The 25,328-nt window shown below is 23.8% G+C and carries 29 protein-coding genes and 3 tRNA genes; 6 read left to right on the forward strand and 26 right to left on the reverse strand.

Annotation, left to right across the window (positions count from 1 at the left end):
* Window position 1: 1 nt before the first annotated feature.
* Both H0H51_RS02870 and trxB read right to left on the reverse strand, forming a co-directional pair.
* The gene (locus tag H0H51_RS02870) at window positions 2-1,438 is read right to left on the reverse strand and encodes a glycine--tRNA ligase (RefSeq protein WP_185876809.1); all 1,437 of its coding nucleotides are present in this window, start codon (window positions 1,436-1,438) and stop codon (window positions 2-4) included.
* A complete protein-coding gene (gene trxB / locus H0H51_RS02875; protein WP_185876810.1) occupies window positions 1,435-2,367 on the reverse strand; it encodes a thioredoxin-disulfide reductase in 933 nt (310 codons plus the stop codon). The genes H0H51_RS02870 and trxB overlap by 4 nt, the downstream gene beginning before the upstream one ends.
* A gap of 109 nt (window positions 2,368-2,476) precedes the next feature.
* Between trxB and H0H51_RS02880 the strand changes: the two genes are divergently transcribed.
* Window positions 2,477-2,878 carry a type I restriction enzyme HsdR N-terminal domain-containing protein gene (locus H0H51_RS02880; RefSeq protein ID WP_317168662.1) on the forward strand — a complete coding sequence of 134 codons (402 nt, stop codon included), beginning with the start codon at window positions 2,477-2,479 and terminating at the stop codon, window positions 2,876-2,878.
* A gap of 21 nt (window positions 2,879-2,899) precedes the next feature.
* Here the strand turns inward: H0H51_RS02880 and gap are convergent, their stop codons facing one another.
* From gap to fabZ, 7 genes are all read right to left on the reverse strand, one after another.
* Window positions 2,900-3,907, reverse strand: a complete 1,008-nt coding sequence (gene gap, locus H0H51_RS02885) for a type I glyceraldehyde-3-phosphate dehydrogenase (RefSeq protein ID WP_185876812.1) — start codon at window positions 3,905-3,907, stop codon at window positions 2,900-2,902.
* A 29-nt stretch (window positions 3,908-3,936) separates the two neighbouring features.
* The gene (gene lepA / locus H0H51_RS02890; protein ID WP_185876813.1) at window positions 3,937-5,739 is read right to left on the reverse strand and encodes a translation elongation factor 4; all 1,803 of its coding nucleotides are present in this window, start codon (window positions 5,737-5,739) and stop codon (window positions 3,937-3,939) included.
* A 44-nt stretch (window positions 5,740-5,783) separates the two neighbouring features.
* A tRNA-Arg gene (locus H0H51_RS02895) sits at window positions 5,784-5,859 on the reverse strand.
* Between the two features lie 67 nt (window positions 5,860-5,926).
* Window positions 5,927-6,484: an aminoacyl-tRNA hydrolase gene (gene pth, locus H0H51_RS02900; RefSeq protein WP_185876814.1), complete on the reverse strand. Its 558-nt coding sequence runs from the start codon at window positions 6,482-6,484 to the stop codon at window positions 5,927-5,929.
* Between the two features lie 22 nt (window positions 6,485-6,506).
* Window positions 6,507-7,382 carry a succinate--CoA ligase subunit alpha gene (gene sucD / locus H0H51_RS02905; protein ID WP_185876815.1) on the reverse strand — a complete coding sequence of 292 codons (876 nt, stop codon included), beginning with the start codon at window positions 7,380-7,382 and terminating at the stop codon, window positions 6,507-6,509.
* Between the two features lie 38 nt (window positions 7,383-7,420).
* Window positions 7,421-7,987: an elongation factor P gene (locus H0H51_RS02910; protein ID WP_185876816.1), complete on the reverse strand. Its 567-nt coding sequence runs from the start codon at window positions 7,985-7,987 to the stop codon at window positions 7,421-7,423.
* Window positions 7,988-8,005: 18 nt separating this feature from the next.
* Window positions 8,006-8,497 carry a 3-hydroxyacyl-ACP dehydratase FabZ gene (gene fabZ, locus H0H51_RS02915; protein ID WP_238784225.1) on the reverse strand — a complete coding sequence of 164 codons (492 nt, stop codon included), beginning with the start codon at window positions 8,495-8,497 and terminating at the stop codon, window positions 8,006-8,008.
* 505 nt (window positions 8,498-9,002) lie between these two features.
* Between fabZ and rpmH the strand changes: the two genes are divergently transcribed.
* Window positions 9,003-9,152 carry a 50S ribosomal protein L34 gene (gene rpmH, locus H0H51_RS02920; protein WP_185876817.1) on the forward strand — a complete coding sequence of 50 codons (150 nt, stop codon included), beginning with the start codon at window positions 9,003-9,005 and terminating at the stop codon, window positions 9,150-9,152.
* A gap of 2 nt (window positions 9,153-9,154) precedes the next feature.
* On the opposite strand, the gene H0H51_RS02925 is transcribed toward rpmH, so the two are convergent.
* The gene (locus H0H51_RS02925; RefSeq protein ID WP_185876818.1) at window positions 9,155-10,309 is read right to left on the reverse strand and encodes a M14 family zinc carboxypeptidase; all 1,155 of its coding nucleotides are present in this window, start codon (window positions 10,307-10,309) and stop codon (window positions 9,155-9,157) included.
* A 454-nt stretch (window positions 10,310-10,763) separates the two neighbouring features.
* On the opposite strand from H0H51_RS02925, the gene H0H51_RS02930 reads away from it, so the two are divergent.
* From H0H51_RS02930 to H0H51_RS02940, 3 genes are read left to right on the forward strand one after another with little or no spacing between them, the layout of a single operon-like run.
* The gene (locus H0H51_RS02930) at window positions 10,764-11,285 is read left to right on the forward strand and encodes a CPBP family intramembrane glutamic endopeptidase (RefSeq protein WP_238784226.1); all 522 of its coding nucleotides are present in this window, start codon (window positions 10,764-10,766) and stop codon (window positions 11,283-11,285) included.
* Window positions 11,282-11,875, forward strand: coding sequence for an RdgB/HAM1 family non-canonical purine NTP pyrophosphatase (gene rdgB / locus H0H51_RS02935; RefSeq protein ID WP_185876820.1), 594 nt, complete (start codon window positions 11,282-11,284; stop codon window positions 11,873-11,875). The genes H0H51_RS02930 and rdgB overlap by 4 nt, the downstream gene beginning before the upstream one ends.
* Before the next feature lie 19 nt (window positions 11,876-11,894).
* Window positions 11,895-12,815 carry a ribonuclease Z gene (locus H0H51_RS02940; protein WP_185876821.1) on the forward strand — a complete coding sequence of 307 codons (921 nt, stop codon included), beginning with the start codon at window positions 11,895-11,897 and terminating at the stop codon, window positions 12,813-12,815.
* Between the two features lie 29 nt (window positions 12,816-12,844).
* Here H0H51_RS02940 and H0H51_RS02945 read toward each other — a convergent pair whose 3' ends face one another.
* Both H0H51_RS02945 and H0H51_RS02950 read right to left on the reverse strand, forming a co-directional pair.
* A complete protein-coding gene (locus H0H51_RS02945) occupies window positions 12,845-13,918 on the reverse strand; it encodes an ABC transporter permease (RefSeq protein WP_238784227.1) in 1,074 nt (357 codons plus the stop codon).
* 134 nt (window positions 13,919-14,052) lie between these two features.
* On the reverse strand, window positions 14,053-14,358 hold the full coding sequence (locus H0H51_RS02950) for a ribosome-binding factor A (RefSeq protein ID WP_185876822.1): 306 nt from the start codon (window positions 14,356-14,358) through the stop codon (window positions 14,053-14,055).
* Between the two features lie 124 nt (window positions 14,359-14,482).
* Here H0H51_RS02950 and H0H51_RS02955 point away from each other — a divergent pair.
* Window positions 14,483-14,557, forward strand: a tRNA-Ile gene (locus tag H0H51_RS02955).
* A 16-nt stretch (window positions 14,558-14,573) separates the two neighbouring features.
* On the opposite strand, the gene H0H51_RS02960 is transcribed toward H0H51_RS02955, so the two are convergent.
* The 14 genes from H0H51_RS02960 to H0H51_RS03025 all read right to left on the reverse strand — a co-directional run bounded on the left by H0H51_RS02960 (window position 14,574) and on the right by H0H51_RS03025 (window position 25,199).
* Window positions 14,574-14,648, reverse strand: a tRNA-Arg gene (locus H0H51_RS02960).
* Between the two features lie 6 nt (window positions 14,649-14,654).
* Window positions 14,655-14,921 carry a 50S ribosomal protein L27 gene (gene rpmA / locus H0H51_RS02965; RefSeq protein WP_185876823.1) on the reverse strand — a complete coding sequence of 89 codons (267 nt, stop codon included), beginning with the start codon at window positions 14,919-14,921 and terminating at the stop codon, window positions 14,655-14,657.
* Window positions 14,922-14,923: 2 nt separating this feature from the next.
* On the reverse strand, window positions 14,924-15,262 hold the full coding sequence (gene rplU / locus H0H51_RS02970) for a 50S ribosomal protein L21 (protein WP_185876824.1): 339 nt from the start codon (window positions 15,260-15,262) through the stop codon (window positions 14,924-14,926).
* 6 nt (window positions 15,263-15,268) lie between these two features.
* A complete protein-coding gene (locus H0H51_RS02975; protein ID WP_185876825.1) occupies window positions 15,269-16,507 on the reverse strand; it encodes an aminotransferase class V-fold PLP-dependent enzyme in 1,239 nt (412 codons plus the stop codon).
* 7 nt (window positions 16,508-16,514) lie between these two features.
* Window positions 16,515-17,828 carry a SufB/SufD family protein gene (locus tag H0H51_RS02980; RefSeq protein ID WP_185876826.1) on the reverse strand — a complete coding sequence of 438 codons (1,314 nt, stop codon included), beginning with the start codon at window positions 17,826-17,828 and terminating at the stop codon, window positions 16,515-16,517.
* 37 nt (window positions 17,829-17,865) lie between these two features.
* Window positions 17,866-18,624 (reverse strand): Fe-S cluster assembly ATPase SufC, encoded by a 759-nt coding sequence (gene sufC, locus H0H51_RS02985; RefSeq protein WP_185876827.1) that lies wholly within the window; start codon window positions 18,622-18,624, stop codon window positions 17,866-17,868.
* 23 nt (window positions 18,625-18,647) lie between these two features.
* The gene (sufB, locus tag H0H51_RS02990) at window positions 18,648-20,093 is read right to left on the reverse strand and encodes a Fe-S cluster assembly protein SufB (protein ID WP_185876828.1); all 1,446 of its coding nucleotides are present in this window, start codon (window positions 20,091-20,093) and stop codon (window positions 18,648-18,650) included.
* Between the two features lie 25 nt (window positions 20,094-20,118).
* Window positions 20,119-20,448 carry a HesB/IscA family protein gene (locus tag H0H51_RS02995; RefSeq protein WP_185876829.1) on the reverse strand — a complete coding sequence of 110 codons (330 nt, stop codon included), beginning with the start codon at window positions 20,446-20,448 and terminating at the stop codon, window positions 20,119-20,121.
* Between the two features lie 58 nt (window positions 20,449-20,506).
* Window positions 20,507-21,034 carry a DUF192 domain-containing protein gene (locus H0H51_RS03000; RefSeq protein ID WP_185876830.1) on the reverse strand — a complete coding sequence of 176 codons (528 nt, stop codon included), beginning with the start codon at window positions 21,032-21,034 and terminating at the stop codon, window positions 20,507-20,509.
* A complete protein-coding gene (lgt, locus tag H0H51_RS03005; protein WP_185876831.1) occupies window positions 21,031-21,921 on the reverse strand; it encodes a prolipoprotein diacylglyceryl transferase in 891 nt (296 codons plus the stop codon). Before lgt ends, H0H51_RS03000 begins: the two co-directional genes overlap by 4 nt.
* Window positions 21,922-21,929: 8 nt before the next feature.
* Entirely contained in the window at window positions 21,930-22,154 is a 225-nt protein-coding gene (yidD, locus tag H0H51_RS03010) for a membrane protein insertion efficiency factor YidD (RefSeq protein ID WP_185876832.1), read from the reverse strand.
* Between the two features lie 239 nt (window positions 22,155-22,393).
* A complete protein-coding gene (locus tag H0H51_RS03015) occupies window positions 22,394-23,170 on the reverse strand; it encodes an alpha/beta fold hydrolase (protein ID WP_185876833.1) in 777 nt (258 codons plus the stop codon).
* 7 nt (window positions 23,171-23,177) lie between these two features.
* The gene (locus H0H51_RS03020; RefSeq protein ID WP_185876834.1) at window positions 23,178-23,918 is read right to left on the reverse strand and encodes a pyridoxine 5'-phosphate synthase; all 741 of its coding nucleotides are present in this window, start codon (window positions 23,916-23,918) and stop codon (window positions 23,178-23,180) included.
* A 6-nt stretch (window positions 23,919-23,924) separates the two neighbouring features.
* Window positions 23,925-25,199 carry a mechanosensitive ion channel family protein gene (locus H0H51_RS03025; protein ID WP_185876835.1) on the reverse strand — a complete coding sequence of 425 codons (1,275 nt, stop codon included), beginning with the start codon at window positions 25,197-25,199 and terminating at the stop codon, window positions 23,925-23,927.
* Window positions 25,200-25,328: the final 129 nt, after the last annotated feature.

A 25,328-nucleotide genomic window follows, 5' to 3' on the forward strand; every position in this document is an offset into this window, starting at 1 on the left:
ATTATAATAGTTTTCTTAAAGGTTTATCTAATCCAGTCTCTTCTTCAATAATTTTTGATATATCTTTAATACAAACTCTTTTCTGTTCCATGCTATCTCTATATCTCATTGTAACAGTATTTTTTTCTATTGTTTCATAATCAACAGTAAAACATAAAGGTGTTCCTATTGCATCTTGTCTCCTGTACAATTTTCCAATAGATTCTTTTTGATCATAAATCAATTTATGATTTATTTTAAGATAATTGAATATTTTTTTTGCGATTTCAGGCAATCCGTCTTTTCTAACTAATGGAAAGATCGCTGCTTTAATAGGAGATAAATAATAAGGTAATTTTAGAACTATGCGTATAGTTCCATTTTTTAATTTTTCTTTTTTTAGAAAAGAGGAAAATAAAGCTAGAAAAGTACGATCTAAGCCTAGAGATGTTTCTATCACATAAGGAATGTAATTTTTTTGATGTTCATAAACCCTTAATTTTTTTTTTGAAAAAAATTCGTGATTTTTCAAATCAAAATCTCTTCGAGAATGAATTCCTTCTATTTCTTTAAATCCAAAAGGAAAATGATATTCAATATCTGCCCCTGCACTAGCATAATGCGCTAGGTCATCATGATCACGTAATTGATAATTTGCTTTGTTTCCTAAAATCAAATGCCATTTTAAACGAAAATTTTTCCAATACTCGTACCATTTATTTTCTTCTTTTGGATGAATAAAAAATTGCATCTCCATTTGCTCAAATTCTCTCATTCTGAATATAAACTTACTTGAAAAAATTTCGTTTCTAAACGATTTTCCTACCTGTGCTATTCCAAATGGAATTTTCATCCTGTTAGATTTCTTCACATTGTGAAAATTACAGAAAATTCCTTGAGCAGTTTCAGGCCTAAGAAATAAATCTTTTCTAGACTCATTTTTTATTTTAAACATCATATTAAAAACACGAATTTTTGTCCAATTTTTTGTTTTAGAAATAGGATCACAAATATTTAATTCATTTAATAAAATTCTTAAATCTAAAAAATCTTTTTTCCTTAAAGATTCAAACAGACGATATAATATGTTTTCCTTTTTTTTAGAATTTTTAGAAAAGTTTTTATCTACATAATCTTTAATTAAAAGATCTGGTCGATATCTTTTTTTTGAATCTTTATTATCAATTAATAATTCGTTAAATTTTTTTACATGACCTGAAGCATTCCAAATTTCGGAATTCATCAATATAGACGTATCAATTCCAACTATATTATCATGAAGATGAGTCATTGACTTCCACCAAAATTTTTTAATGTTATTTTTTAATTCAACTCCATATGGTCCATAATCATAAACAGCGTTCAATCCTCCATAAATATCACTAGAAGGAAAAATAAAACCATAAATTTTTGCGTGAGAAACTAAAAAATCAAAAAAATGATCATTACATTTTTTCATGATGATAAATATTTTTCTAAATCTAATGCAGCCATACATCCACTACCAGCAGAAGTAATTGCTTGTCTATAATTAGGATCTTGAACATCTCCTGCAGCAAATACCCCAGGTTTATTAGTAATAGTAGTTCCCTTTTTTACTATAATATAACCTCCATCATCTAAATATAACTGATTTTTAAAAATATCTGTATTAGGAATATGTCCAATTGCAATAAATAATCCGCTAATTAGAAATTTAGTATAAATCTTTTTTTCATGATTAAATATCTCAATTCCTTCTAAAAAATCATTTCCAATAATTTTTATTACATTAGAACAATATAATATATTCACGTTTTTTCTTTTTAAAATACGATATTGTAATGCTTTAGATGCTTTTAAATAATTTTTTCTAACTATTAGATAAACATTTTTACAAATTTTTGATAAATAATTAGCTTCTTCTAAAGCAGTATCTCCCCCTCCTACCACTGCTACGTTTTTTTCTTTGTGAAAAAAACCATCACAGGTAGCACAAAAAGAAACTCCTAATCCAATTAATTTCCTTTCTTTTTCTATTCCTAAAAATTTAGGACTAGAACCAGTAGCTATAATAATACCTCTACTATCAATATATTCTTTTTCAAAAAAAAGACGATGAATTCCTTTATTTTTATCAGATAAATAAACATTACTTACAGACTTATTTATAATTTTAGTATTGAAACGTTTTGCTTGTCTTTCGCATTTTTCTATAAAACTAACACCCGTAATTCCTGTAGGAAACCCCAAATAATTATCAATATTGGTTGTAGTAGTTAATTGTCCACCTGGTTGTGGTCCTACAAAAAGAATTGGATTCAAATTTGCTCTCGATGCATAAATAGCAGAAGAGTAACCAGCAGGACCAGATCCCATAATAACACAATTATGTACTTTTTTTATCATATATTATTATTAATTATTTTCATAATGATAATTGTGAATTTATAATTTTTTAATCATTTTTGTTCTTTCTAATAATTAGATTAATATGTATTCTCTTTTCAAAAAAAATTTGTGTTTGATTAAACGATCAAATAAAATTCAAATATTTTGTGCAATCAGAAAAAAATTCTATTCCTTTACTCAAGAAGAAATAATACGGCAATATGTAATTTTTTTATTGAAAAAAATAAAAAATTATAAAGAAAAAAATATTTTAGTAGAATTCCCTTTAAAAATAAACAAATTAAAAAAAAGAATAGATATTTTAGTTCAAATTAACAGTAACCCCTACATCATTATAGAATGTAAATCCCCTAAAAAATCTATTCAACAAAAAGTATTTGATCAAATATCACTATATAATAGTGTAATTAAAGCTCCTTATTTAATGATAAGTAATGGAATAGAGAATTTTATTTTCCAAGTTGATGAACAAAAAAAAACTTTTTCATTCTTAAAAAAAATTCCATAAAATTAATAACGTGTTAATCTTTTAAATAGAAGACATATAATTAATAAGATCTATTAATTTAGTAGAATATCCAACTTCATTATCGTACCAAGAAATTACTTTTAAAAAATTTTGATTTAACATTATACTAGAACCCGCATCAAAAATAGAAATTCTTTCATCTCCCAAAAAATCTGTTGACACAACAGATTCTTCTGTGTATCCTAATATACCTTTTAAAGTAGTTTCAGAAGCTTTCTTCATGAAATATTTAACTTGTTCATAACTTGTTTTGTTTTTTAAAACAACTGTAAAATCTAATACTGATACATCTGAAACAGGTACTCTAAAAGCCATTCCAGTTAATTTTCCATTTAAATCAGGTATAATTTTACCTACAGCATTAGCCGCTCCTGTAGATGAAGGAATAATATTAACCAGAGAAGATCTTCCTGCTCTCCAATCTTTATCAGAAATAGAATCTACTACTTTTTGCGTAGCGGTAGAAGCATGAATAGTAGTCATTAATCCTTTCAAAATTCCAAAATTGTCATTAAGTATTTTTACAATAGGAGACAAACAATTTGTAGTACAAGATGCATTTGATACAATATTTTGACTTGGTTTTATTTTATCATGATTTACTCCCATTACAAACATTGGAATGTCATCTTTGGGGGGAGCTGATAAAACAACTTTTTTAGCTCCTGATTTTAAATGTGCACAAGATAAATGTTTTGTTAAAAATAATCCAGTTGATTCAACAACATATTCTACTTTCAAGTCTCCCCAATTAAGTTTATTAGGATCTTTTTGATTAGTTACTTTTATCCGTTTTCCATTTAATACTAGATAATTTTCATCTTCTATACAAATATTTCCTTTAAAAGAACCATGAACTGAATCATATTTTAATATATAAGCTAAATATTCTATAGAAACTAAATCATTTATAGACATAACTTCAATATTATCTCTACTTAAAGCAGATAATAAAACTAATTTTCCTATTCTCCCAATACCATTTATTCCTATTTTAATAGTAGACATATCAAATAATTTTTTAATTTTTACTTAAATCAATTTTTAACTTTCAAAAAATTCATAAAAGCGGATGATGGAATTTCAACTTTTCCTATTTTTCTCATTTTTTTCTTACCTTTTTTTTGTTTTTCTATAAGTTTTTTCTTACGAGTAATATCTCCTCCATAACATTTATCAATTACATTTTTTCTAAAAGATTTTATAGTTTCTCTTGCAATAATTTTTCCAGACATAGAAACTTGAACAGGAATACTAAATTGATGTTTCGGAATTAAAGTAGATAACTCTTTACATATTTTTTTTGCTAAGGAGAAAACTTTATTTTTATGTACTAAAAGTGATAATGATTCTATTTTTTCATAATTAATTAATACAACAATCTTCTTTAAATCTGAATATCTATAACCAATAAAATTGTAATCAAAAGAAGCATATCCTCTTGAAATTGTTTTTAATTTATCACAAAAATCAAATATAATTTCAGATAATGGGATTTCAAACATAATTTGTACCCTTCCAGATTTCAAATAATTTTGATTTTTAACCATTATTCCACGTTTTTCAATACATAAAGATATCACGTTTCCTATATAAATATCTTTAGTAAGAATAGAAACTAAAACATAAGGTTCTTCTATTTTTTTAAATTTTTCACTTTCTGGAAAATCTGAAGGATTGCTAACTAAAATAGTTTTTCCATTTTTTAAATGAACTTTATAAGAAACATTAGGAACAGTAATAATTACAGAAACATTATATTCTCGTTCTAAACGATCTTTAACAATTTCCATATGAAGCAATCCTAAAAAACCACAATGGAATCCAAATCCTAAAGCAGAAGACGATTCACTATTAAAAGAAAAAGAAGCATCGTTTAAATGTAATTTTTCCATAGAAGAACGTAATTCTTCATATTGATTAGAATCAACTGGATAAATGCTTGCAAAAACCATAGGTTTAGCTCTTTCAAACTTTTCTATAGCTTTATTTGCCGGATTGTCAGCATCTGTTATAGTATCTCCTACTTTAACTTCATAAGTATTTTTTACACCTGAAATAACATATCCAACATCTCCTGTTTTAATTTCATTTTTAGAAATATGTTTTAATTTTAATGTTCCTATTTCATTAGCATAATAAACTTTTCCTGTAGACATAAAACATAATTTTTGTCCTTTTCGAATAGAACCATTTTTTACTCTGAAAAAAGCTTTAATTCCTGTAAATGGATTATATAAAGAATCAAATATGATAGCTTGCAAAGGAGAATTCGGATCCCCCTTTGGAGGAGGAATTGATGTAACAATTTTTTCTAAAACATTATGAATACCTAATCCATTTTTAGCACTAACAGAAATAATATCTTCCATTTTACATGGAATTAGATTCATAATCTCTTCCATTACACCATAATTATTATGATTTGAAGTTGATAAATCAATTTTATTCAAAATAGGAATAATAACTAAATTCTTCCTTAATGCTAAAGAAAGATTAGATATAGTTTGCGCTTGTACACTTTTAGTACAATCTACAACAAGTAAAGCTCCTTCACATGCTGCAATAGAACGTGATACCTCATAAGAAAAATCTACATGTCCAGGTGTATCTATCAAATTCAGAATATATATTTGATTATTATATTTATATTCCATTTGAACAGCATGACTTTTTATAGTAATTCCACGCTCTCTTTCCAAATCCATATCATCCAATAGTTGTTGATTCTTTTGTTTTTCTGAAACTGTTTTAGTATGCTCTAACAAACGATCTGCTAATGTACTTTTTCCGTGATCTATATGCGCAATAATACAGAAATTACGAATATAATGAATCATGACATAATTAAGTTAAATCAATTAAATTATAACATTTAATAAAATAACCTTGACGGGAGTCGAACCCATACCATAGGAATCGGAGTCCTATATTCTATCCTAAATTTAAACTACAAGGTTAGTTTATTTTTAAATAAATAATATTATTGATATATTGTTATACTTGTTATACTTATTAAAAATATATCTAATTAAATAGGTTCATTGTTTTTTGTAATCCATTTTCCACAAATGAAAATATTATTTTAATACCTTCATCTAATTTAGTAAATAAAGAATTAATTTCCTCTCGTTTCCAGTTTTCTAGTACATATGAATCTATCCTTTTATTTGAAAAATTTTTAATCCCAAAACGAAGACGTGCATAATTCGATGTTCCTATTTCTTTTTCTATACTTTTTAATCCATTATGTCCTCCATTCCCTCCTTTTCCTCTTAATCGAAATTTTCCAAAATTTAAATAAATATCATCAGATATTATGAGAACATTTTTCAATAATACTTTTTTTTTTATCATCCAATATTTAACAGATAAACCACTATTGTTAATAAAAGTAGAAGGTTTTAGTAAAAAAATTTTTTTCCCACTAAAAGTAAACTCAGAAATAAATCCTAATTTTTTTTTTATAAAAAAAATAAGATTCTTTTTAGCAATTTGATCTAAAATAAAAAATCCAAAATTATGTCTTGTTTTTTCATATAAGCATCCAGGATTTCCTAATCCAGTGATTAAAAACTTATTCATTAATTATAATATTCTGAATTGACTAATGAAGAACCTTATTCACAGTCATTCCTATGTTTGCTGGAGACTTAACTACGTGTACCCCTATTTTTTCCATAATCTCCATTTTCATTTGTGCTGTTTCCATTTTTTTTTCTATAATAGCACCAGCATGTCCCATCGTTTTTCCTTTGGGAGCAGTTTGTCCTGCTATAAAAGCTATTATTGGTTTTTTGTTATTTAATTTTTTTACCCATTCTGCAGCTTCAATTTCTAATCTACCTCCTATTTCTCCAATGATAACGATACATTCGGTATCTAAATCTTCTAAAAAAAGTTTCATAATATCTTTAATATTCATTCCAATAACAGTATCTCCTCCTATCCCAATAGCCGTTGATATTCCATAACCAAATTTAACAATTTGGTCTGCAGCTTCATATGTCAAAGTACCTGATCTAGATATTATTCCTATTTTTCCTTTTCTTCTAAAAATTGAATTAGGCATAATTCCTATTTTAGATTTTTCTGGAGAGATAATTCCCGGACAATTTGGACCAATTAAAAATGAATCTTTCATTTTTAACAAATGTTTAATTTTTATCATGTCTGAAACAGGAATTCCTTCTGTAATACAAATAACCAATTTAATATTAGAAAATATTGCCTCTAAAATTGCATCAGAAGCAAAAGGAGAAGGAACAAAAATAACACTAACATTTCCTCCTGTATTTTTTACTGCTTCTTCAACAGTATTAAATATAGGAACTCCTAGATAAACTTTTCCTCCTTTTCCTGGAGTTATTCCACCAACTACAGATGTTCCATAATTCATCATTTGTTCAGTATGAAATGATCCTTCTTTTCCAGTTAACCCTTGAACGAGAACTTTCGTGTTTTTATCTATTAAAATGCTCATAATTTTTTTTAATTTTATTTTTTATGAAAACAAAATTTTCATCTTTTAATTCTTTCCATATAATATCTATTTTCTGTATTGATTTTAATGAATTCTCCTATTCTTATAAAAGAAGGTACTAGTAGTTGAGCTCCTGTTTCCAAAATAGCAAGTTTGTTTGCATTATTAATAGTATCTCCTTTTTTTATAAATTCTGTATGTTTAACTTTTAAAATAATAGTAGTAGGCATTTTTAAAAATAAAAAAATTTTTTCTTTTTCATTTTTTACATGAAAAAAAATCGTAACTCTTGTTCCTTCTTTTAAAAAACTTATATTATTTTTTATTGCTTCTTTTTCTATTTCTATTTGATCATAATTTATCTCATTCATAAAATAAAAAGAATTTTTTTTTTTGTATAAAAAAGAATAAAAATAAGATTCTATTCTTGCTTTTTTAAGTTTATTTTTTGAAGAAAAATTATACTCTAAAATATTACCTGTAACCAGATTTTTTAATTTAGTTTTTATAAAAACATCTCCCTTCCCTGGTTTTACATGAAGAAAATCAATTATTTTATATACTTCTTTATTCCATTGTATGTGTAATCCTTTTTTTATATTCATTTTCAATAATTTTTTTATTCAAAAGTTATCGTGATTTTTAACTATTTTAGCTATAACTTCTGCTTCTACTACAAGTTTATCACTAACGTATCCTTCTCCTTGCATACGAACTATTCCTCTTTTTAGAGATTCTAATAAGTAAACTTGGAAAATAATTATATCTCCAGGTATTATTTTTTTTTTGAATTTAACTTTGTCTATTTTTAAAAAATATGTAGAATATAATTCTGGATTATTCAGTTTGTTTAAAATAAGTATTCCTCCTACTTGTGCTATAGCTTCTACTTGAAGCACTCCAGGCATAATTGGTTCATTTGGGAAATGTCCTACAAAAAATGATTCATTTATAGTTACATTTTTTACTCCTATTATACTATTTTCTGTTAAATCTATTATCTTATCTACCATAAGAAACGGAGGTTTATGAGGTAAAATTTTCATGATTTTTGTTATATCTAAAATAGGATCATTTCCTAAGTTCAATTTAGAAAAATCATTTTTTTTCAACATTTCAACTTTTTTAATTAGTTTTTTTAAAAATTACATAATAAATGTTTGTCTTTATCTATATAGATCTTAATAGATCTTAGACATAATCTCTGACATAGAAATTTTTAACAAACAAAAACAGCTACCCCAACACAACAATAAACATTTTTTGATCAATTTTTTATTTACTTTTCTTTAAATTATACTCTATATATTATAAATTATAAAATAATCATAATAAACATAGAAAAAATTTGAATTTTTCTGAGAAAAAACTATTTTTTTATTAAATTATATAAGAAATATTATATAATTATTCAGTTATTTTCATAAACTTATATTCCTTATATTTATTTTATATTTCATTTTTTTTATTATATATTTATTATGAATTTTTCAAGAAGAATTATTTTTTTTTTATAGGTTTTTCTATTGGAATTTTGATCTTGTTATTTTTTTCATTTATAAAGCAAAATATAAAACAGTAATGTATATACTGAAAAAATGTGAAAATATAAAATAAAATATGAAAAGAACTTATCAACCCTCTAATAGAAAAAAAGTTAGTGTTCACGGATTCATGAAAAGAATGAAAACAAAATCAGGTCGTACGATTTTGTCAAGGAGAAGGAGAAAAGGAAGAAAAAAATTGTCAGTTGTTAATTTAAAAAAATGAAATTAAAAACGTTCTATGTCTCCAATTTTTGGATAATTTTTTTCAAAAAAAAGTTCTTTTGATAAAATTAATTCATTATAAGTAAAAAAATTAGATAAATCTCCTATATCAACTATTTTGGAGATAATAGAAATATTTTTCTCGTGAATATTAAATTCTTCAAAATTCATTATTCCTATATCTATTAAAAATCTATAATTATTTTTCCGTACTTTAACTTTTCTATAAATTTTATCTAATAAAATATCCTTATTTTTTGGAATAGAAAAATAATATGAATAATCTTTTTCAAGATTATTCTTTTGACACGAAATAAAATAAAATCCAGCAAGAATAGATAAGACATTATATTTTCTAATTTTTTTCTTTTGTAGGTCTTTAGGATAATTTCCTGCCTCAAATAAAACACAAGGATAACCTATTTTTTGTAGTGTATCTCCAGTAGCTGTAGGATAAAATTTATCAGAAAATCTTCCTATAGCCCCAATTTTTGGTAATACTTTGTTAATCTCTTTTGTAATAAAATATATAATTCCCATAGATTTCTTTCTGCATAAAAAGTCATTATTTCCTTTTACAGGAATCGTAGGTGATAAAAAAGATAAAATAGCAGGATTAAAAAATTCATCACCTACATTATAAATACTTCTTTGATCATGTAAGTTGAAAAGAACGTTAGGTTTATGTTTATCAATCTCATTAAATAAAATCTTCATTTCTGGAGATTGTAAACGAATTGCATCTCTATTTAAATCAATATTTATGGCGTTTCTTCTTTGAAATTTTTCGGATCCATCAGGATTTAACATTGGAATATATAAAATAGTTAAATTTTTAAAAAAAAACTTAACCAAATGATGATTTTTATATTTTAAAAAAAAATGAAAAATATCAAACATAGATTTTGTCCCAGTTGTTTCATTACCATGCATTTGAGACCAAATAAATACTTTTATCTTTCCAATTCCCCATTTAATTTGAAAAATTATTCTTTTCTCAACAGAAAGTCCTATTGGATTAATTGAGTATATATTTTTATACTTTTCTATTAATTTTAATAAATTATAATAGTTAAATATTTTAGTAGAAGAATTAATACTCCTATCTTTAAATGATTCATAATTATAACATATGGATTCAATATCAAATAATAACATAAAAAATTTTATTTATTGTTTTGGTTTGTATCAAAAAATAAATGAAAATAAAAATATTTTTAAATCAAAAATTTATTTTAAACAATGTCACTAAAATAGATTATTTATGAATATATAAATCGTATTTTTAATTTAGAAAATTTTTAATTAACAACGTAAACCAGGATAATAATGAATTTTTATGAGAAATTATTTTAAATTAAATTACGCGGAATCTGTTTTGTTAATATTTGCATTTACCGCATTAAATTTTGTTAATGTAATAATTAAAAAATTCTTAATTTTTTTCAATTTTCCTAATAGCATTATATTTTTGATATTATATGCTCTACCTTTTCTATGTTTATTTTTTTTTATTTCTTATCAATCTAATAAAAAAAATAAATTCATAGATTTATCTATAAAATTTTCCTCTTGGAATACTTACGTTTATATTTTCTGCATGATGTTTTGTATGATTATTATCAATGAGTATATTTCTTTTTTTCTACCAAAGGAAGGTCCTGTATTTGAAAATATGTACAAAGAACTTGAAAAGTTTTTGATAGAAGAGTCTAAAAATAGAATTCCTTTTATTTTAACAACAGTACTATTAGCTCCAATATTTGAAGAAATTCTCTTTAGAGGAATTATCTTGAATGGGATGTTAAATAATAAAATACATCCAATAAAAGCCATTTTATTTTCTTCATTTCTATTCGGAATTACTCATATGAATCCATGGCAATTTGTAGGTGGTTTATTAATTGGAAGTTTTATTGGGTTTGTTTATTTTGTTACATCTTCTATTATAAATTGTATTTTATTACATTTTTTCAATAATTTCCTAGCTATATTTATTATGTTTTTTATATCAAAAAGCGAATACCACCATTCTTTAGATAATAATGTTGTTCCAAATTTTTGGATAATTTTAGTGATTTCAATTATTGTAATAGCAATGGGTTCATTACTTTTAAAAAAAAGAAAAACATGAAAAAATTTTTTTTTGTAACAAAAAATATTTTTAAAGAACAAGAGATAAAAAAATTTATTTTATCTAAAAAAAATCAATATAAAAACTTTCGTTTTTTCTCTTTAAAAGAGATTAACTTTACAGATTCTATTCCTGAATATGGAAATTCTTTTATAGAAAATGCTTTTTTGAAGGCGGAATTTTTTTTTAAAAAAACAAATCTTCCTTGTTTTTCTGAAGATTCTGGATTAAAAGTAGAATGTTTAAATGGAGAACCTGGTATTTATTCATCAAGGTACTCTACAAATAATAATAATATAGATAACATAAAAAAATTATTATCAAATATGGTAAAAAATCGTTCTCGAAAAGCGGAATTCTTTTGCGTTTTTTGTCTAAAAATAAATAAAAAAGAAACTTATTTTTTTGAAGGAAAATTATCCGGAAAAATTTCTGAAAAAATTTCCTTTAAAAAAGGATTTGGATATGATCCAATATTTATTCCAGAAAATCATAATCATACCTTATCAGAAATAAGTATTAATAAAAAAAATCAAATAAGTCATAGAATTAAAGCTTTTAAAAAATTAATTCAATTTGTCAATAAATAATAAAAGAAATTTTTAATAAATGAAAAAACCTTCATTAACTGTTTTGGGATGTCATTCTTCCATTCCTACAAATAATAAATTTCATCCAACCTCTCAAATATTGGAAATGAAAGGATACTCATTTCTCATTGATTGTGGAGAAGGTACACAAGTGCAATTAAGAAAAGCGAAAATAAAATTCAATAAAATTATACATATATTTATATCTCATTTGCATGGAGATCATTTTTTTGGATTAATTGGATTATTATCAACATTTCATTTGTTAGGAAGAGAAAAATCTATTAGTATTTATGCTCCAAAAGGATTGAAAGAAATTATAAATGTTCATTTTAAATGGTCTTATACAAAATTGAAATATTACATCTATCATATAGAATTATCTTCTAAAAAATTAGAAAAAATAATGGAAGATAAACAAGTAGAAGTATTTTCTTTTCCACTAAAACATAGAATTTATACTAATGGATTTCTTTTTAAAGAAAAATACCATGATAGAAAATTAAATATGGATTCAATTAGAAAAATTCCTGATATAAAAATAACTGATTATAAAAATTTAAAAATAGGAAAAGATTTCAAAACCAATAACGGAAAAATTATAAAAAATAAAGAATTAACATTTGATCCTCCAAAAAGATTATCCTACGCTTTTTGTTCAGACACTTCTTTTCATCTTTCTATAATTGAATATATAAAATATGTAGATTTATTATATCACGAATCTACTTTTTTGAAAAAAGAAGAAAATAGAGCCAATAATACAGGTCATTCTACAGCATTTCAAGCAGCTTATATAGCAAAAAAAGCTAAAGTTAAAAAATTATTATTAGGACATTATTCCAATAGATTCCCTAATATTAAGGAATTTGAAGAAGAAGCAAAAAAAATATTCTCTAATGTAGAAGCGTCCGAACCTTTAAAAAAATATTATTTATAATATAATTTATAAAATACAATTAATTATATTCATATTTTTATTTTTCCTGAAGAAATAATGGATATGATTATTCCTATTGTAAAAATAATGCTCAAAACTATACAAGAATCTACCATTGTGATTTTTACAGGAAAAGGGATTTTATCTATCACTTTAATAAAGTGATATTTTTCTTGTATAATAGATATAATATATGATAATAATAATCCACTAAAACATCCAAAAATAGTAATTAAAAACCCCATATATAAGAAAATGTTCCTTATTTTATATAGAGGAAAACCAATACACCATAATATAAAAATTTCTTTTTTTTTATCTAATTGAAGAATAAAAATAGCACCAAACAAATTGAATATCGTAATAAGTACTATTAAAATAAATAAAAAATAAACAAATAATTTTTCCGTATTTAGAACTTTATAAAATGATTTTTCTTTTTCTATTCGTGTGAATATATTAAATTCATTTCCTAATTTTTTATTCAAAAAATATTTTATATTTTGAATATTAGCTTCCCTTTGAACCTTGATTTCTAATTTTTGAATTTCATTTTTTTTTAAAACATTTTGAAATTCAGATAAATTACAAAACAAACGTCCTGTATCCATATTTTTTATAAATTTATAAAAACCTTTTATAAATATTTTTTTACTTGTGAAAAATGGAATGAAACTATTATTTTTTTTCTTATAAGAAAAAAATAAAATCCTGGTAGGAATTTTATTTTTTGTTCTAAATATTATTGGAAAATAAAATTTTATAGAAGACCATTCTATATATATATTTATATGATCAGGATACGAAATATTTGTCAAATCTATTTTTTTGAATCTTTTCATGACTTTTTCATATTCTGAATCTATTCCTTTCAAAGAAAAAAAATATTCTTTATTGTTATAATTTAATAGAATATTTTTCTCTATAGTTTTAGAAAAAGCTGAAATTCCTTTTATAGATTTTATTTTGTTTTCTATTATTTTGTTATAAATGAATGAACCCTTTTTTCTAGAAGAACATATAATAATATCTGGATAATAATCTTTATAAAATTTTTTACTAAAATTTTCTATACCAGAGAAAATAAATAAAATTGTAGACAAAGAAAAAGTAGAAATGTTAAGAGAAAATATAGATAGAAAAACGATAATATTTACAATATTAGTTTTTTTTTAGAAAAAAAATAACGTGCAGCTATATAAAATTCTGTTTTCAGAAACTTAATTTATTAAAAATTTTATAATGCAATATATAAAAATCTAATTTTAGGTATTTTTTTCACACGATATCTAAGTCTTTTTGAAAGTAATTTTCTATAAAACCTAGATTTATATTGTATAGTTTCTAAAATATTTTTATTAAAAAAAGGATATATTCTAATATATACATTCAATAAACTCATATCATGAGCTATACATACTTTAATCAAAGTAACCAGAAAATTCTTTTCTATATTTCTAATTTCTTCACCGAGAATTTCCGCTATTTCTGTAGAAAATACTGAAGATAATCTTTTGCTTTTAATAAAATTTGTTTCTTTCATAATTCCATGAATTAAAATTATAAAAATTTTTATAGAAACTACAAATAATATAAAAAAAATTACGAAAAATTTGTAATAGGAAAAATAATATTGTTAATTTGTACAAAATATCCTTCACAATAAGGGTCCCATAGCTCAGTTTGGTTAGAGCACCTGACTCATAATCAGGGAGTCGCTGGTTCAAATCCAGCTGGGACCATTTCAATCTATATAGGTAACCGGGGAGGGATTCGAACCCACAACTTACAGTTTAGGAAACTGTTGTTCTATCCTAATTGAACTACCCAGTCTTAGTCTTATTTCTTTTCATTTGATGATATAACACAAACAAAAGATCTATTATTTTTCATTTTCTTAAAATGAACATATCCACTTTTTATAGCATATATTGTATGGTCTTTTCCTATTCCAACATTTTTTCCAGGATGATATTTAGTTCCACGTTGACGAACTATAATATTTCCAGGATTTACATATTGATTTCCATATATTTTAACTCCCAACCTCCTTCCTATTGAATCTCTACCATTTCTAGAACTTCCGGAACCTTTTTTATGAGCCATTTTTAATTATTTTTTTCTATTTTTTTTTCTTCTAAAAAAGAAATAACTTTTATTTTTGAAAATAAAGGTCTAAATCCATTTCTTATTTGATATCCTTTTCTTCTTTTTTTTTTAAAAATAAATATTTTTTTACCTTTCATGTGTTGTAGTATTTCTACCATAACACTAATATTTTCTAAAAGAGGATTTCCAAAAAAAGTATCTCCTTTTTTAGAAAACATAAAAACTTGATTGAAAAATATTTTTTCTCCCAAATTCGAAGAAATATGAGGAACATAAACATACTTATTTTCAATAAGTTTGAATTGAAATCCCTTTATATTCACAATAGCATAAGTCATAAAATTTTAATTTTTTAATAATAATTTTTTTGCTTTTAAAAGTCCTTTAAATAAACAATCTATTTCACTAATAGTATTATATATAGAAAAACTGGCACGAACCATACCTGAAACTTTAAAAAAATTCATCAAAGGTTGTGCACATAAATGTCCAGTACGAACAGAAATTCCTAAACGATCTAAAATGCTTCCTACATCGAAACAATGTAATTTATTTAAATTAAATGAAACAATACTAGATTTTTTAGAAAAATCTTTTTTTTCTCCATATAATTCAATACCATCAATAGTATTTAAACGTTCTATTGCATATGACACGAGTTTTTCTTTATAAGATTTTATTTTTGATACTCCTATTTTTCTTACAAAATCTATTGCTGAATTCCATACAATAATACCTTCTATATTTGGAGTTCCAGCCTCAAATTTAAAAGGTAAATCTGAATAAGATGTTTTTTTAAAACTAACATTTTTAATCATTTCTCCTCCAAATTGATAAGGAGGAATATTTTCTAATATTTCTTTTTTTCCATATAATATTCCAATACCAGTAGGACCATACATTTTATGTGCAGAAAAAACATAAAAATCTGTATTTAAATCTTGCATATTTAAATCTATATTAGATGGAGCTTGGGCTCCATCTATTAAAACTAATGCACCATATTTATGAGATTTATCAATAATATTTTTTATTGGATTAATTATTCCAAGTACATTAGATATATGACAAATAGAAACTATTCTTGTCCTTTTTGATATTAAAAGTTCAAACTTTTCTAGGTTCAAAGAGCCATTTTCATAAATAGGAATTATTTTTAATATAGCACCTTTTTTTTCACAAATAATTTGCCATGGAACAATATTTGAATGATGTTCAGAACATGAAATTATGATTTCGTCTCCTTTATCAATCAAAAAACTAATACTAGAAGCTACCAAATTAATGGATTCTGTTGTTCCTTTAGTGAAAATAATTTCTGAAGAATACTTTGCGTGAATAAATTTTTGAATTTTTTCCCTCGTATTTTCTACTTGAATTGTAGTCTTTTGACTAAGATAATGTAATCCACGATGAACATTCGCATTGATTCTAGAATAATACTCTTGAGAAGCTCTAATTACTTCTATAGGTTTTTGAGTTGTAGCAGCGTTATCTATATAAATTAAAGGATTTGAATAAACTTTTTCTTTTAAAATTGGAAATTTATTTCTTATTTTTCGTATTTCTTTTTCTGAAAACATACTTGGATTATAAATATTTGTTTAATTTCTTTTTCATTTTTTCATAAAAAATTTTTTTTAATTCAAAAATAGTAATGGGATTTAATATTTCTTCTAAAAAAGAAAATAACAATAAAATTTTTCCATTTTTTTCAGAAATTCCTCTTGATTGAAGATAAAATAATTCTTCTTTTTGAAGATTTCCTATTGTACAACCATGTGAACATTTCACATTTTCAGAATAAATTTCTAACTGAGGTTTAGCATACATACATGCTTTATCAGAAAAAATAATACTTTTATTTTTTTGATAAGCGTTTATTTCTTTAATACCTTTATTAACAATAATTTTTCCATTAAAAATTCCTTCAGATTTATCAAATAAAATATTTTTATATAACTGATAACTATTAGAATATGAATATGAATGATTTATAGATGTTTTATTATCTATAAGTTGTTTTTTTGACAAAATAGAAATTCCATATAAATAAGAATAAGTTTTTTTTCCACAAAAAGAAAATCTTAGATTGTTTTTAATAAAATTTTCTTGAATAGAAAACGTATAAACAGAGCATTTACTACATTTTTTTTGTTGAAAAAAAGTGTTATCTATTATAGAACTTCCTTTCTTAAAAGATTTATCTTGAATTTTATAATAATCAATTTTGCTACGATCTAAAGTATAAATTTCGCTAACTGAATTTATGAAAATTAAATGTTTTTTTAAACATTTATAATGTTCAATTACCTTTACATAAGAATTTTTTCCTACTACAATTAAATTTCTAGAGTTCATCATAATTTTTTCACTATTTAAACCAGTAGAAATATTTAATATTTCTACTGGTTTTTCTAGAATTATATTGTCAGGTATATAAATATAGATTCCATCTCTTGAAAATATGGTATTTAAAGTATAAAAAACATTGTATTTATGAGATAATTTCCCATAATAATTCTTAATTTTATTTTCTTTTTGTGAAATTATGTTTGATAATACAACATGATTTTTTAAGTCATAAATCTTAGAAAGAGAAGAATTATATATTCCATCTACAAAAATAAAAAGAAAAGATTTATTTTTTTTTAGAAAAATAAAGTTTTTAATTTTTTGATATTCTATATTCTTTATTTTATTTTCCTCATAAAGAATATGATAATCTTGATCTATAATTGGACTGATATTTATACTTTTCTGTTCTTTCCTAAAAATAGGAAACCCCTTCTTTTTAAAAAAATCAATATGTTTTCTTTGTAAAAAAGAAATATAAGATTCTTCCTTTTTTTTATGAGAATAATGTTTATTAACTAATGAAATTATTTTCTCTCTTAATCGCATGTCTAAAAAATAATATTTTACGTACTATTAACTACTATTAACAGTGAATATTTTTTTGGTCAATCCAATTATATCCTTCTTTTTCTAACTTTTTAACCAATTTTTCATCTCCTGAATGAATAATTTTACCATTATATAATATATGTACAATATAATCCGAAAGGAGATAATCCAATAATCTCTTATAATGAGTAATAATTAACACAGAATTTTTTTCGCTTCGAAAAGTATTAATTCCTTGAGATACTATACGTAAAGCGTCTATATCTAATCCAGAATCAATTTCGTCTAAAATGGATAATAAAGGATTTAACATCATCATTTGAAATATTTCATTTTTTTTTCTTTCTCCTCCTGAAAATTGTTCGTTCAAAGAACGATAAACAAAATCATTTTCAATATTTAATTGATTAGAAATTTTTTTCACTTTAGATAAAATTTCTCTAGCAGAAATTTTATCCATATTTTTTGCTTTCCGAATAGAATTTATAGCTGTTTTTATAAAATTAATAATTGAAACTCCTGGTATTTCTATTGGATATTGGAAAGAAAGAAAAATTCCTAAATGTGCACGTTCTTCTGGGGATAGATCAATTAAATTTTTATTTAAAAAATATACATTTCCCTTTGTTATATTATATCCTGTTTTTCCAGCTATTATAGAAGCAAGAGTACTTTTTCCAGAACCATTAGGTCCCATTATAACATGAGTTTCTCCTGTATTAATTTCTAAATCAACTCCTTTAAGAATTCTTTTTCCCTCTATAGAAACATGTAAATTTTTTATACTTAACATAATATAATTTGTTACCTATTATTCTATCCAACAGATCCTTCTAACGATATTTCTAAGAGCTTTTGAGCCTCTACTGCAAATTCCATAGGTAATTTTTTTAAAATTTCACTACTAAAACCATGGACTATTAAGAAAATAGCTTTTTCTGTATCAATTCCTCTTTGATTACAATAAAATATTTGTTCCTCTCCAATTTTTGAAGTGGTCGCTTCATGTTCTACTTGAGATGTAGAATTATTAGATACATGAATATTTGGAAATGTATGTGCTCCACATTTATCTCCTATTAACAGGGAATCACATTGAGAAAAATTACGAGAATAAATAGCTTTAGGATTTATTTTCACTAATCCTCTATAATTATTTTGAGCTTTTCCTGCAGATATTCCTTTTGATATAATTACACTTTTTGTATGTTTTCCAATATGTATCATTTTTGTCCCAGTATCTGCTTGTTGGAAATCTTTGGTTAAAGCCAAAGAATAAAATTTTCCCATAGAAAAATCTCCTTTTAAAATACAAGATGGATATTTCCAAGTAATAGAAGAACCAGTTTCCACTTGTACCCAAGATATTTTTGCTTTTTTTTCACATAATCCACGTTTTGTCACAAAATTGAAAACACCTCCTTTTCCTTTTTTATTTCCAGGAAACCAATTTTGAACAGTAGAATATTTAACTTCAGAATTTTCTAAAGCTATAATTTCTACTACAGCCGCATGTAATTGATTTTCTTCCCTTTGTGGGGCAGTACATCCTTCTAGATAACTTAAATAAGAATTTTTATCTGCAATAATTAAAGTTCTTTCAAATTGTCCTGTTCCACTTTCATTAATTCTAAAATATGTAGATAATTCCATAGGACATCGAATACCTTTCGGGATATAACAAAAAGAACCATCTGAAAAAACAGCTGAATTAAGAGCGGCATAAAAATTATCTTTTTTTGAAACTACAGATCCTAGATATTTTTTAACAAAATTTGGATATTTCTTTAAAGCTTCATTAATTGAACAAAATATAATTCCTTTATCTTTTAATTTTCTTTGAAATGTAGTAGCTAAAGAAACAGAATCTAACACTATATCCGTAGCTATTCCTGATACATTTTTTTTTTCCTCTATAGGAATTCCAAGAATTTTAAATGTATTCATTAATTCCGGATCTACTTCTTCTAATTTATTTAAATCTATTTTCTTTTTAGGAGAAGAATAATAACTTATTTCTTTGAATTTTGGAACATTATATTTTATATTTGCCCAATTTGGTGGATTCATTTTTTTCCATATAAAGTATGATTCTAATCTCCAATCTAACATCCATTTTGGTTCATTTTTCTTTTTTGTTATCAAACGAATAACATCTTCATTTAATCCCTTAGGAATTTTATCTGATTTTATTGGAGTATAAAACCCATACTTATATTCAGAATCAGTGAAATTTTTTAATGCTTTATCTTTTTCTTTCATAACAACAATTGAAGCGAACTTGTTATTATAATGAAAAACTTTTACCACATCCGCATGTACGTTTAGCATTAGGATTTTCAAAATAAAACCCTTTACCATTTAATCCATCAGAATATTCCAATGTTGTTCCTTCCAAATAAGGGATACTATTTTGATCTACCAAAATTTTCATTTCTTGATGTTGAAAAAATCTATCTCCTTTTTTTTTCTCTTGATCGAAAGAAAGTTCATATGACATTCCTGAACACCCTCCATCTTTAATACCAAATCTTACAAAAGAAACATTATGAGACAGTCCTTCTTTTTCCATAAGAGAAATCAACTTAGTTTTAGCATTTTTAGATATGAAAAACATAATATTTACAATTTTAAATTGTTTAAAGTTAAAAACAAAAATATATAATCAATTTTTATTATTCTTTATTTAAATTCCAAATCATTTTCGTAATTCCATTTTTTATTCCCCATTTATTCGACATTCCAGCATTAATTTCTAATACATATTTTATATCTGATGGCAAATTAATAATTTCAAATTTTTCTATTGGACTAACATATTGATCCACAAAAACAACAACATTAAGTTGATTTACATAAACAATATCTAAAGGAATTCTCATATTTTCCATATTTATTTTTTTATACTCTTCTTGATCATTTAATACGAATAACATTCCCCTATCTTCCTTCAAAAAGGATCTATATTTTAATCCATTTCTTTTATCTATTTCTTTGTAAGCAAGTTCTATATCTATTTTTTTTATTACAAAATTATTATTCTTTAAATATAATTCTCCATGTTTAATAAATTCAATTTCCAGTGAATTTCCTATATCTGATATATCTGAAAATAAAAATGAATCATGATCATTTCTTTCGGATGAAAGAATGAAAAAAAATGAAAATAAAATTATTATTAAATAAAAATTAATATTTTTCATGAACGAAAGAAATATTTTTTTATTTTTGATAAATTAAAAAGATAAAATCCAAACATAATAAAAGGAATACTAAGCCACTGTCCCGTATTTAAATGCCAAAAATTAAAAATTTCTTTTCCTTGTGGTTCTTTTAAAAATTCCAATAAGAATCGAGAAGACCAAAGAAGTATAAAAAATGTTCCAGACAAAAATCCATCGTGTATATTTTTTTTTTTCCAATAAAAAAATACAAGGATAAAAAATATAAATAAATAACTAATTGATTCATATATTTGCGCAGGATGCCTAGGAACTATTTCTCCATACTCTGTATCCATTTGAAAAAATTTAACAGCAAATGGAAATTTTATATCACATGGTTTTCCCACTATTTCAGAATTAAAAAAATTTCCTATTCTAATAAAAACAGCGGATATAGACGTAGGTATACATAGCCTATCACATATCCAAACGAAAGATTTTCTAAATAATATTTTTTTACTATAAAAAAAACTGGATAAAATAATACCTATAGTTGCTCCGTGACTAGATAAACCTCTATAACCAATAAATTCATATCCCTTAATTAAACCAAATAAGTAATGATTATCTTTTTCTTTTATAGGAAATAACGCTTCAATCCAATGATCCGAAAAATATGAAAAATCATAAAATAATATTTGCCCAAATCTTGCCCCAAAAATGGTTCCAAAAAAAGTAAATATTAACAAATAATCTAAATATTTTTGATGTATTTTTTCTTTTTTAAAAATAGATTTCATAACAAACCATCCCAATAAAAAAGAAACCATAAACATTAAACTATAAATGTGAATAGAAAATCCTTTCCATAAAGAAAATTTATGAATGGGATTCCAATTAATATATTCTAATATTATTTTTTTCATAATTAAAACTAAATTACAGGAGGATCAAATCCGGAATCTCCAAAAGGATTACATTTAATAATTCTTTTCAAACCTATGAGAATAGCTTTTAAAATATTATTTTCTTTTTTCAAAGACTGAATCATATAATCTGAACAGGTAGGAAGATATCTACAATTTTTTCCTATCCATGGTGATATTCCAATTTTGTATAATTGAACAATTTTTATAAAAAAAAACTTTATAATCTTCATTTGTTTATAAATTTTATTATGGTTTATATATAATTGTAGTTATTTGTAGTTATTACACCTTATATACAATACTTTATTGTTTTATTCATAATTTTTAAATTTTCATAAAAAAATAAAGTTTTCAAAAATTCATTGTATAAATAATGAAAATTACTTCTTTTGTTTAAAAAATTCCCTTTTTAAGGACTTTTATTACAATTTTAGTAAATTGTAGTACTTATTAAAAGTACAAATAAAACTTAAACATCTTTTAAAAATATGTTTAAGTTTTTGTAAAAATCTATTGGATTATCAATGTGTACCCAATGTTTTGATTTCTTTATGGTTGATATTTTCGCTTTTGGAAATAAACTAATAATAAAATTGTAATCCTCAAGAGGAAGAAAATTAGATTTTTCTCCACGTAAGAAAAGAGATGGACCATGGTATATACCTCCTTCTATTTTAGAACGGATTAAATAATCATAATTTTTTTCAATTCCTAGTAAAAAAAAACGGAAAAAAAATTTCCCATTTTTTTTCCTGTGAGTACATTTAGAAATGAATAATCTAGTTTCGATGTCATCAATCCATTGTTTAAGAAAATTATCTAATTCTTTTCTTGTTTTTATAATATTAAAATCAACTTTCTTTAAAGTATTAATTAAATTTTTATTATTATCATTTACATTTTTTATAGTATTAGGACTGATATCTACAACAACAATTTTTTTTGGAATAGAAGGATATTTTATAGAAAAATTCATAATAACTTTCCCTCCCATAGAATGGCCTAAGAGAATAGGATCATTTAGATCATAATAAGAAATATAATCAAAAATATCTTTTGACATAAGATCATAATCCATTTTTAAAGAAGAAAAACTTTCTCCATGATTCCTTAAATCTATTAAATGAATTTGATAACTGTTTCTGAATTCATTAGCAAATGAACTCCAATTACTTCCATTTCCAAATAATCCATGAAAAACAAGAATAGGATCTCCATTTCCAAAAACTTTAGAATTTAATATCATATTAATACTAATTTTGATTTTTTGAAATCATTATTCTATCAATTTTTTTTAAGTAAGTTTGAATTGTATTTTCTAATCCCATATATAAAGATTCGCTAATTAAAGCATGACCTATTGATATTTCTGATAAAAAAGGAATCTTTTCAATTAAAAAAGAAATATTATCTAAATTTAAATCATGTCCAGCATTTACAGATATATTATTCTCAATAGCTTTTTCCGATGTTTCTATATAAGGATCAATGCAGTTCCATTCTTTTTTAGCATATCCAAAAGAGAAATTACCAGTATATAATTCTATCCTATCCGTACCTGTTTTAGCTGCATAAATAACCAATTCTGGATTTGGATCTAAAAATATAGAAGTTCTAATTCCATGATTTTTTAATTGTTTTATTTTTTTAGTTAAAAAATTACAATGAAAAATTGTATCCCATCCAGAATTAGAAGTGATAGCGTTATATTCATCAGGAACTAAAGTTACTTGATCCGGCTTAACTTCTAATACTAAATCCATAAACTTATTAGTAGGCCTTCCTTCAATATTTAATTCCGTTTTTATTACAGAACTAATATCATAAACATCTTGATATGTAATATGCCTTTCGTCAGGACGTGGATGAATAGTTATTCCTTGTCCTCCGAATTTTTGAACATCTATTGCCACTTGTAAAAGATTAGGTATTTTTCCACCTCTTGCATTTCTTAATGTTGCTATTTTATTTAAATTAACACTTAATTTAACCATAAATTATTAAATTAACTCATTTTTAGTTACTTGTGTAATTTCTAAATTGAATTCTTTGGCAGCTGTTAATAAATGATCAAAAACGCTTGCTTGTATTTTTTCATATTTAACAGATTCAGAAGTATTTGTAAAACAATATAATTCAATAGGAAGACCATAAGGAGTAGGTTCTAAATGCCTAACCATAAGAGTTTCTGATTGTGATATTTGAGGATGTTGATGTAAATATTCTAATGCATATTGACGAAATAAACCAATATTAGTTAATCTTCTTCCATTGATATTTATACGTATATCAACATTTTTTTCTTTATTAAAAATATTTATTTCTTTTTGTTTTTTATTAACATAATTTTTAATTAAACAAACATGTTGAAATTTTTTTAGATTATCAGAGTTGTAAAAATGAAAAGACTGTATATTGAACATAATAGATCTTTTAATTCTACGAATATTTTTTTGACGCATCACTTCGAAATTAGTAACAGCAGTAGAAATTAAGTCGTAGGTAGGAACACTAGTTATAGTTTTATCAAAATTCTCTATCTTAGCAGAAGTTAAATTTATTTCAATAACTTTACCTTCTATATTATATTTTTGAATTCCTATCCAATCACCTACTTTTATCATTTTTGTGGACGCCATTTGAACTCCAGAAACAAATCCAAGTATAATATCTCTGAAAATTAATATAACAATGGCAGTTATTGCACCTAAGCTAGTAAGAACATTAACTAAATCATTTTTTGTAATAATAGCAATAATAATTAAAAAACAAAATATTATGGAAATAATTTTTAACAATTGTGAAAAAGATCGAACAGCTATTGTTTGATGATTATTTTCACTTGTAGCTATCCTCATAATAGAATTAACTATTCTAATCAAGAATTGCAAAACAATTAAAACAAATAAAATATCAAATATTTTTTCTAGATAAACAATAATCGTTTGATATTTTTTAAAAAATGGACCGATTAATAAAAATCCAATAGATAAAGGAAAAAAATGAGATAGACTATCAAAAACCTTATTTTCATACAAGATACTATCCCAACTAAAATGAGTAGAACTTACAATTCTTCTACCTATAAAACGAACTCCTCTTTTAAAGAGAAATTCTATTATTACTAGCAATACGACAAAAAATAATAGTTTTCCAACTATAATAATAGTTACAGTTCCCCACTCTTTTAAATGTAAATTTGAAGAAAAATCATAAACTCCTTGAATTTGAAAAATATTTATTAAAACCTTTTCAACGAAAATTTTGTGATACATAAAAAATATAAATAAAAATAAAATTCTTTTTCTATTGTTTTGCTAGATTAAATAATATAATAGAAATTGAATTTCTTTCTTCTTTGCAAAAGAAAGAAATTTTTATTAAAATTTTAAATTTTTAAATTT

The sequence above is a fragment of the Blattabacterium cuenoti genome, from assembly GCF_014251995.1.
GTDB lineage: Bacteria > Bacteroidota > Bacteroidia > Flavobacteriales > Blattabacteriaceae > Blattabacterium > Blattabacterium cuenoti_AE.

Excerpts from the sequence above, each read along its gene's own strand:
- H0H51_RS02870 (WP_185876809.1), bottom strand. The coding sequence starts at position 1,438 with ATGAAAAAATGTAATGATCATTTTTTTGATTTTTTAGTTTCTCACGCA.
- trxB (WP_185876810.1), bottom strand. The coding sequence starts at position 2,367 with ATGATAAAAAAAGTACATAATTGTGTTATTATGGGATCTGGTCCTGCT.
- gap (WP_185876812.1), bottom strand. The coding sequence starts at position 3,907 with ATGTCTACTATTAAAATAGGAATAAATGGTATTGGGAGAATAGGAAAA.
- lepA (WP_185876813.1), bottom strand. The coding sequence starts at position 5,739 with ATGATTCATTATATTCGTAATTTCTGTATTATTGCGCATATAGATCAC.
- pth (WP_185876814.1), bottom strand. The coding sequence starts at position 6,484 with ATGAATAAGTTTTTAATCACTGGATTAGGAAATCCTGGATGCTTATAT.
- sucD (WP_185876815.1), bottom strand. The coding sequence starts at position 7,382 with ATGAGCATTTTAATAGATAAAAACACGAAAGTTCTCGTTCAAGGGTTA.
- H0H51_RS02910 (WP_185876816.1), bottom strand. The coding sequence starts at position 7,987 with ATGAATATAAAAAAAGGATTACACATACAATGGAATAAAGAAGTATAT.
- fabZ (WP_238784225.1), bottom strand. The coding sequence starts at position 8,497 with ATGTTGAAAAAAAATGATTTTTCTAAATTGAACTTAGGAAATGATCCT.
- rpmH (WP_185876817.1), top strand. The coding sequence starts at position 9,003 with ATGAAAAGAACTTATCAACCCTCTAATAGAAAAAAAGTTAGTGTTCAC.
- H0H51_RS02925 (WP_185876818.1), bottom strand. The coding sequence starts at position 10,309 with ATGTTATTATTTGATATTGAATCCATATGTTATAATTATGAATCATTT.
- H0H51_RS02930 (WP_238784226.1), top strand. The coding sequence starts at position 10,764 with ATGATTATTATCAATGAGTATATTTCTTTTTTTCTACCAAAGGAAGGT.
- rdgB (WP_185876820.1), top strand. The coding sequence starts at position 11,282 with ATGAAAAAATTTTTTTTTGTAACAAAAAATATTTTTAAAGAACAAGAG.
- H0H51_RS02940 (WP_185876821.1), top strand. The coding sequence starts at position 11,895 with ATGAAAAAACCTTCATTAACTGTTTTGGGATGTCATTCTTCCATTCCT.
- H0H51_RS02950 (WP_185876822.1), bottom strand. The coding sequence starts at position 14,358 with ATGAAAGAAACAAATTTTATTAAAAGCAAAAGATTATCTTCAGTATTT.
- rpmA (WP_185876823.1), bottom strand. The coding sequence starts at position 14,921 with ATGGCTCATAAAAAAGGTTCCGGAAGTTCTAGAAATGGTAGAGATTCA.
- rplU (WP_185876824.1), bottom strand. The coding sequence starts at position 15,262 with ATGACTTATGCTATTGTGAATATAAAGGGATTTCAATTCAAACTTATT.
- H0H51_RS02975 (WP_185876825.1), bottom strand. The coding sequence starts at position 16,507 with ATGTTTTCAGAAAAAGAAATACGAAAAATAAGAAATAAATTTCCAATT.
- H0H51_RS02980 (WP_185876826.1), bottom strand. The coding sequence starts at position 17,828 with ATGCGATTAAGAGAGAAAATAATTTCATTAGTTAATAAACATTATTCT.
- sufC (WP_185876827.1), bottom strand. The coding sequence starts at position 18,624 with ATGTTAAGTATAAAAAATTTACATGTTTCTATAGAGGGAAAAAGAATT.
- sufB (WP_185876828.1), bottom strand. The coding sequence starts at position 20,093 with ATGAAAGAAAAAGATAAAGCATTAAAAAATTTCACTGATTCTGAATAT.
- H0H51_RS02995 (WP_185876829.1), bottom strand. The coding sequence starts at position 20,448 with ATGTTTTTCATATCTAAAAATGCTAAAACTAAGTTGATTTCTCTTATG.
- H0H51_RS03000 (WP_185876830.1), bottom strand. The coding sequence starts at position 21,034 with ATGAAAAATATTAATTTTTATTTAATAATAATTTTATTTTCATTTTTT.
- lgt (WP_185876831.1), bottom strand. The coding sequence starts at position 21,921 with ATGAAAAAAATAATATTAGAATATATTAATTGGAATCCCATTCATAAA.
- yidD (WP_185876832.1), bottom strand. The coding sequence starts at position 22,154 with ATGAAGATTATAAAGTTTTTTTTTATAAAAATTGTTCAATTATACAAA.
- H0H51_RS03015 (WP_185876833.1), bottom strand. The coding sequence starts at position 23,170 with ATGATATTAAATTCTAAAGTTTTTGGAAATGGAGATCCTATTCTTGTT.
- H0H51_RS03020 (WP_185876834.1), bottom strand. The coding sequence starts at position 23,918 with ATGGTTAAATTAAGTGTTAATTTAAATAAAATAGCAACATTAAGAAAT.
- H0H51_RS03025 (WP_185876835.1), bottom strand. The coding sequence starts at position 25,199 with ATGTATCACAAAATTTTCGTTGAAAAGGTTTTAATAAATATTTTTCAA.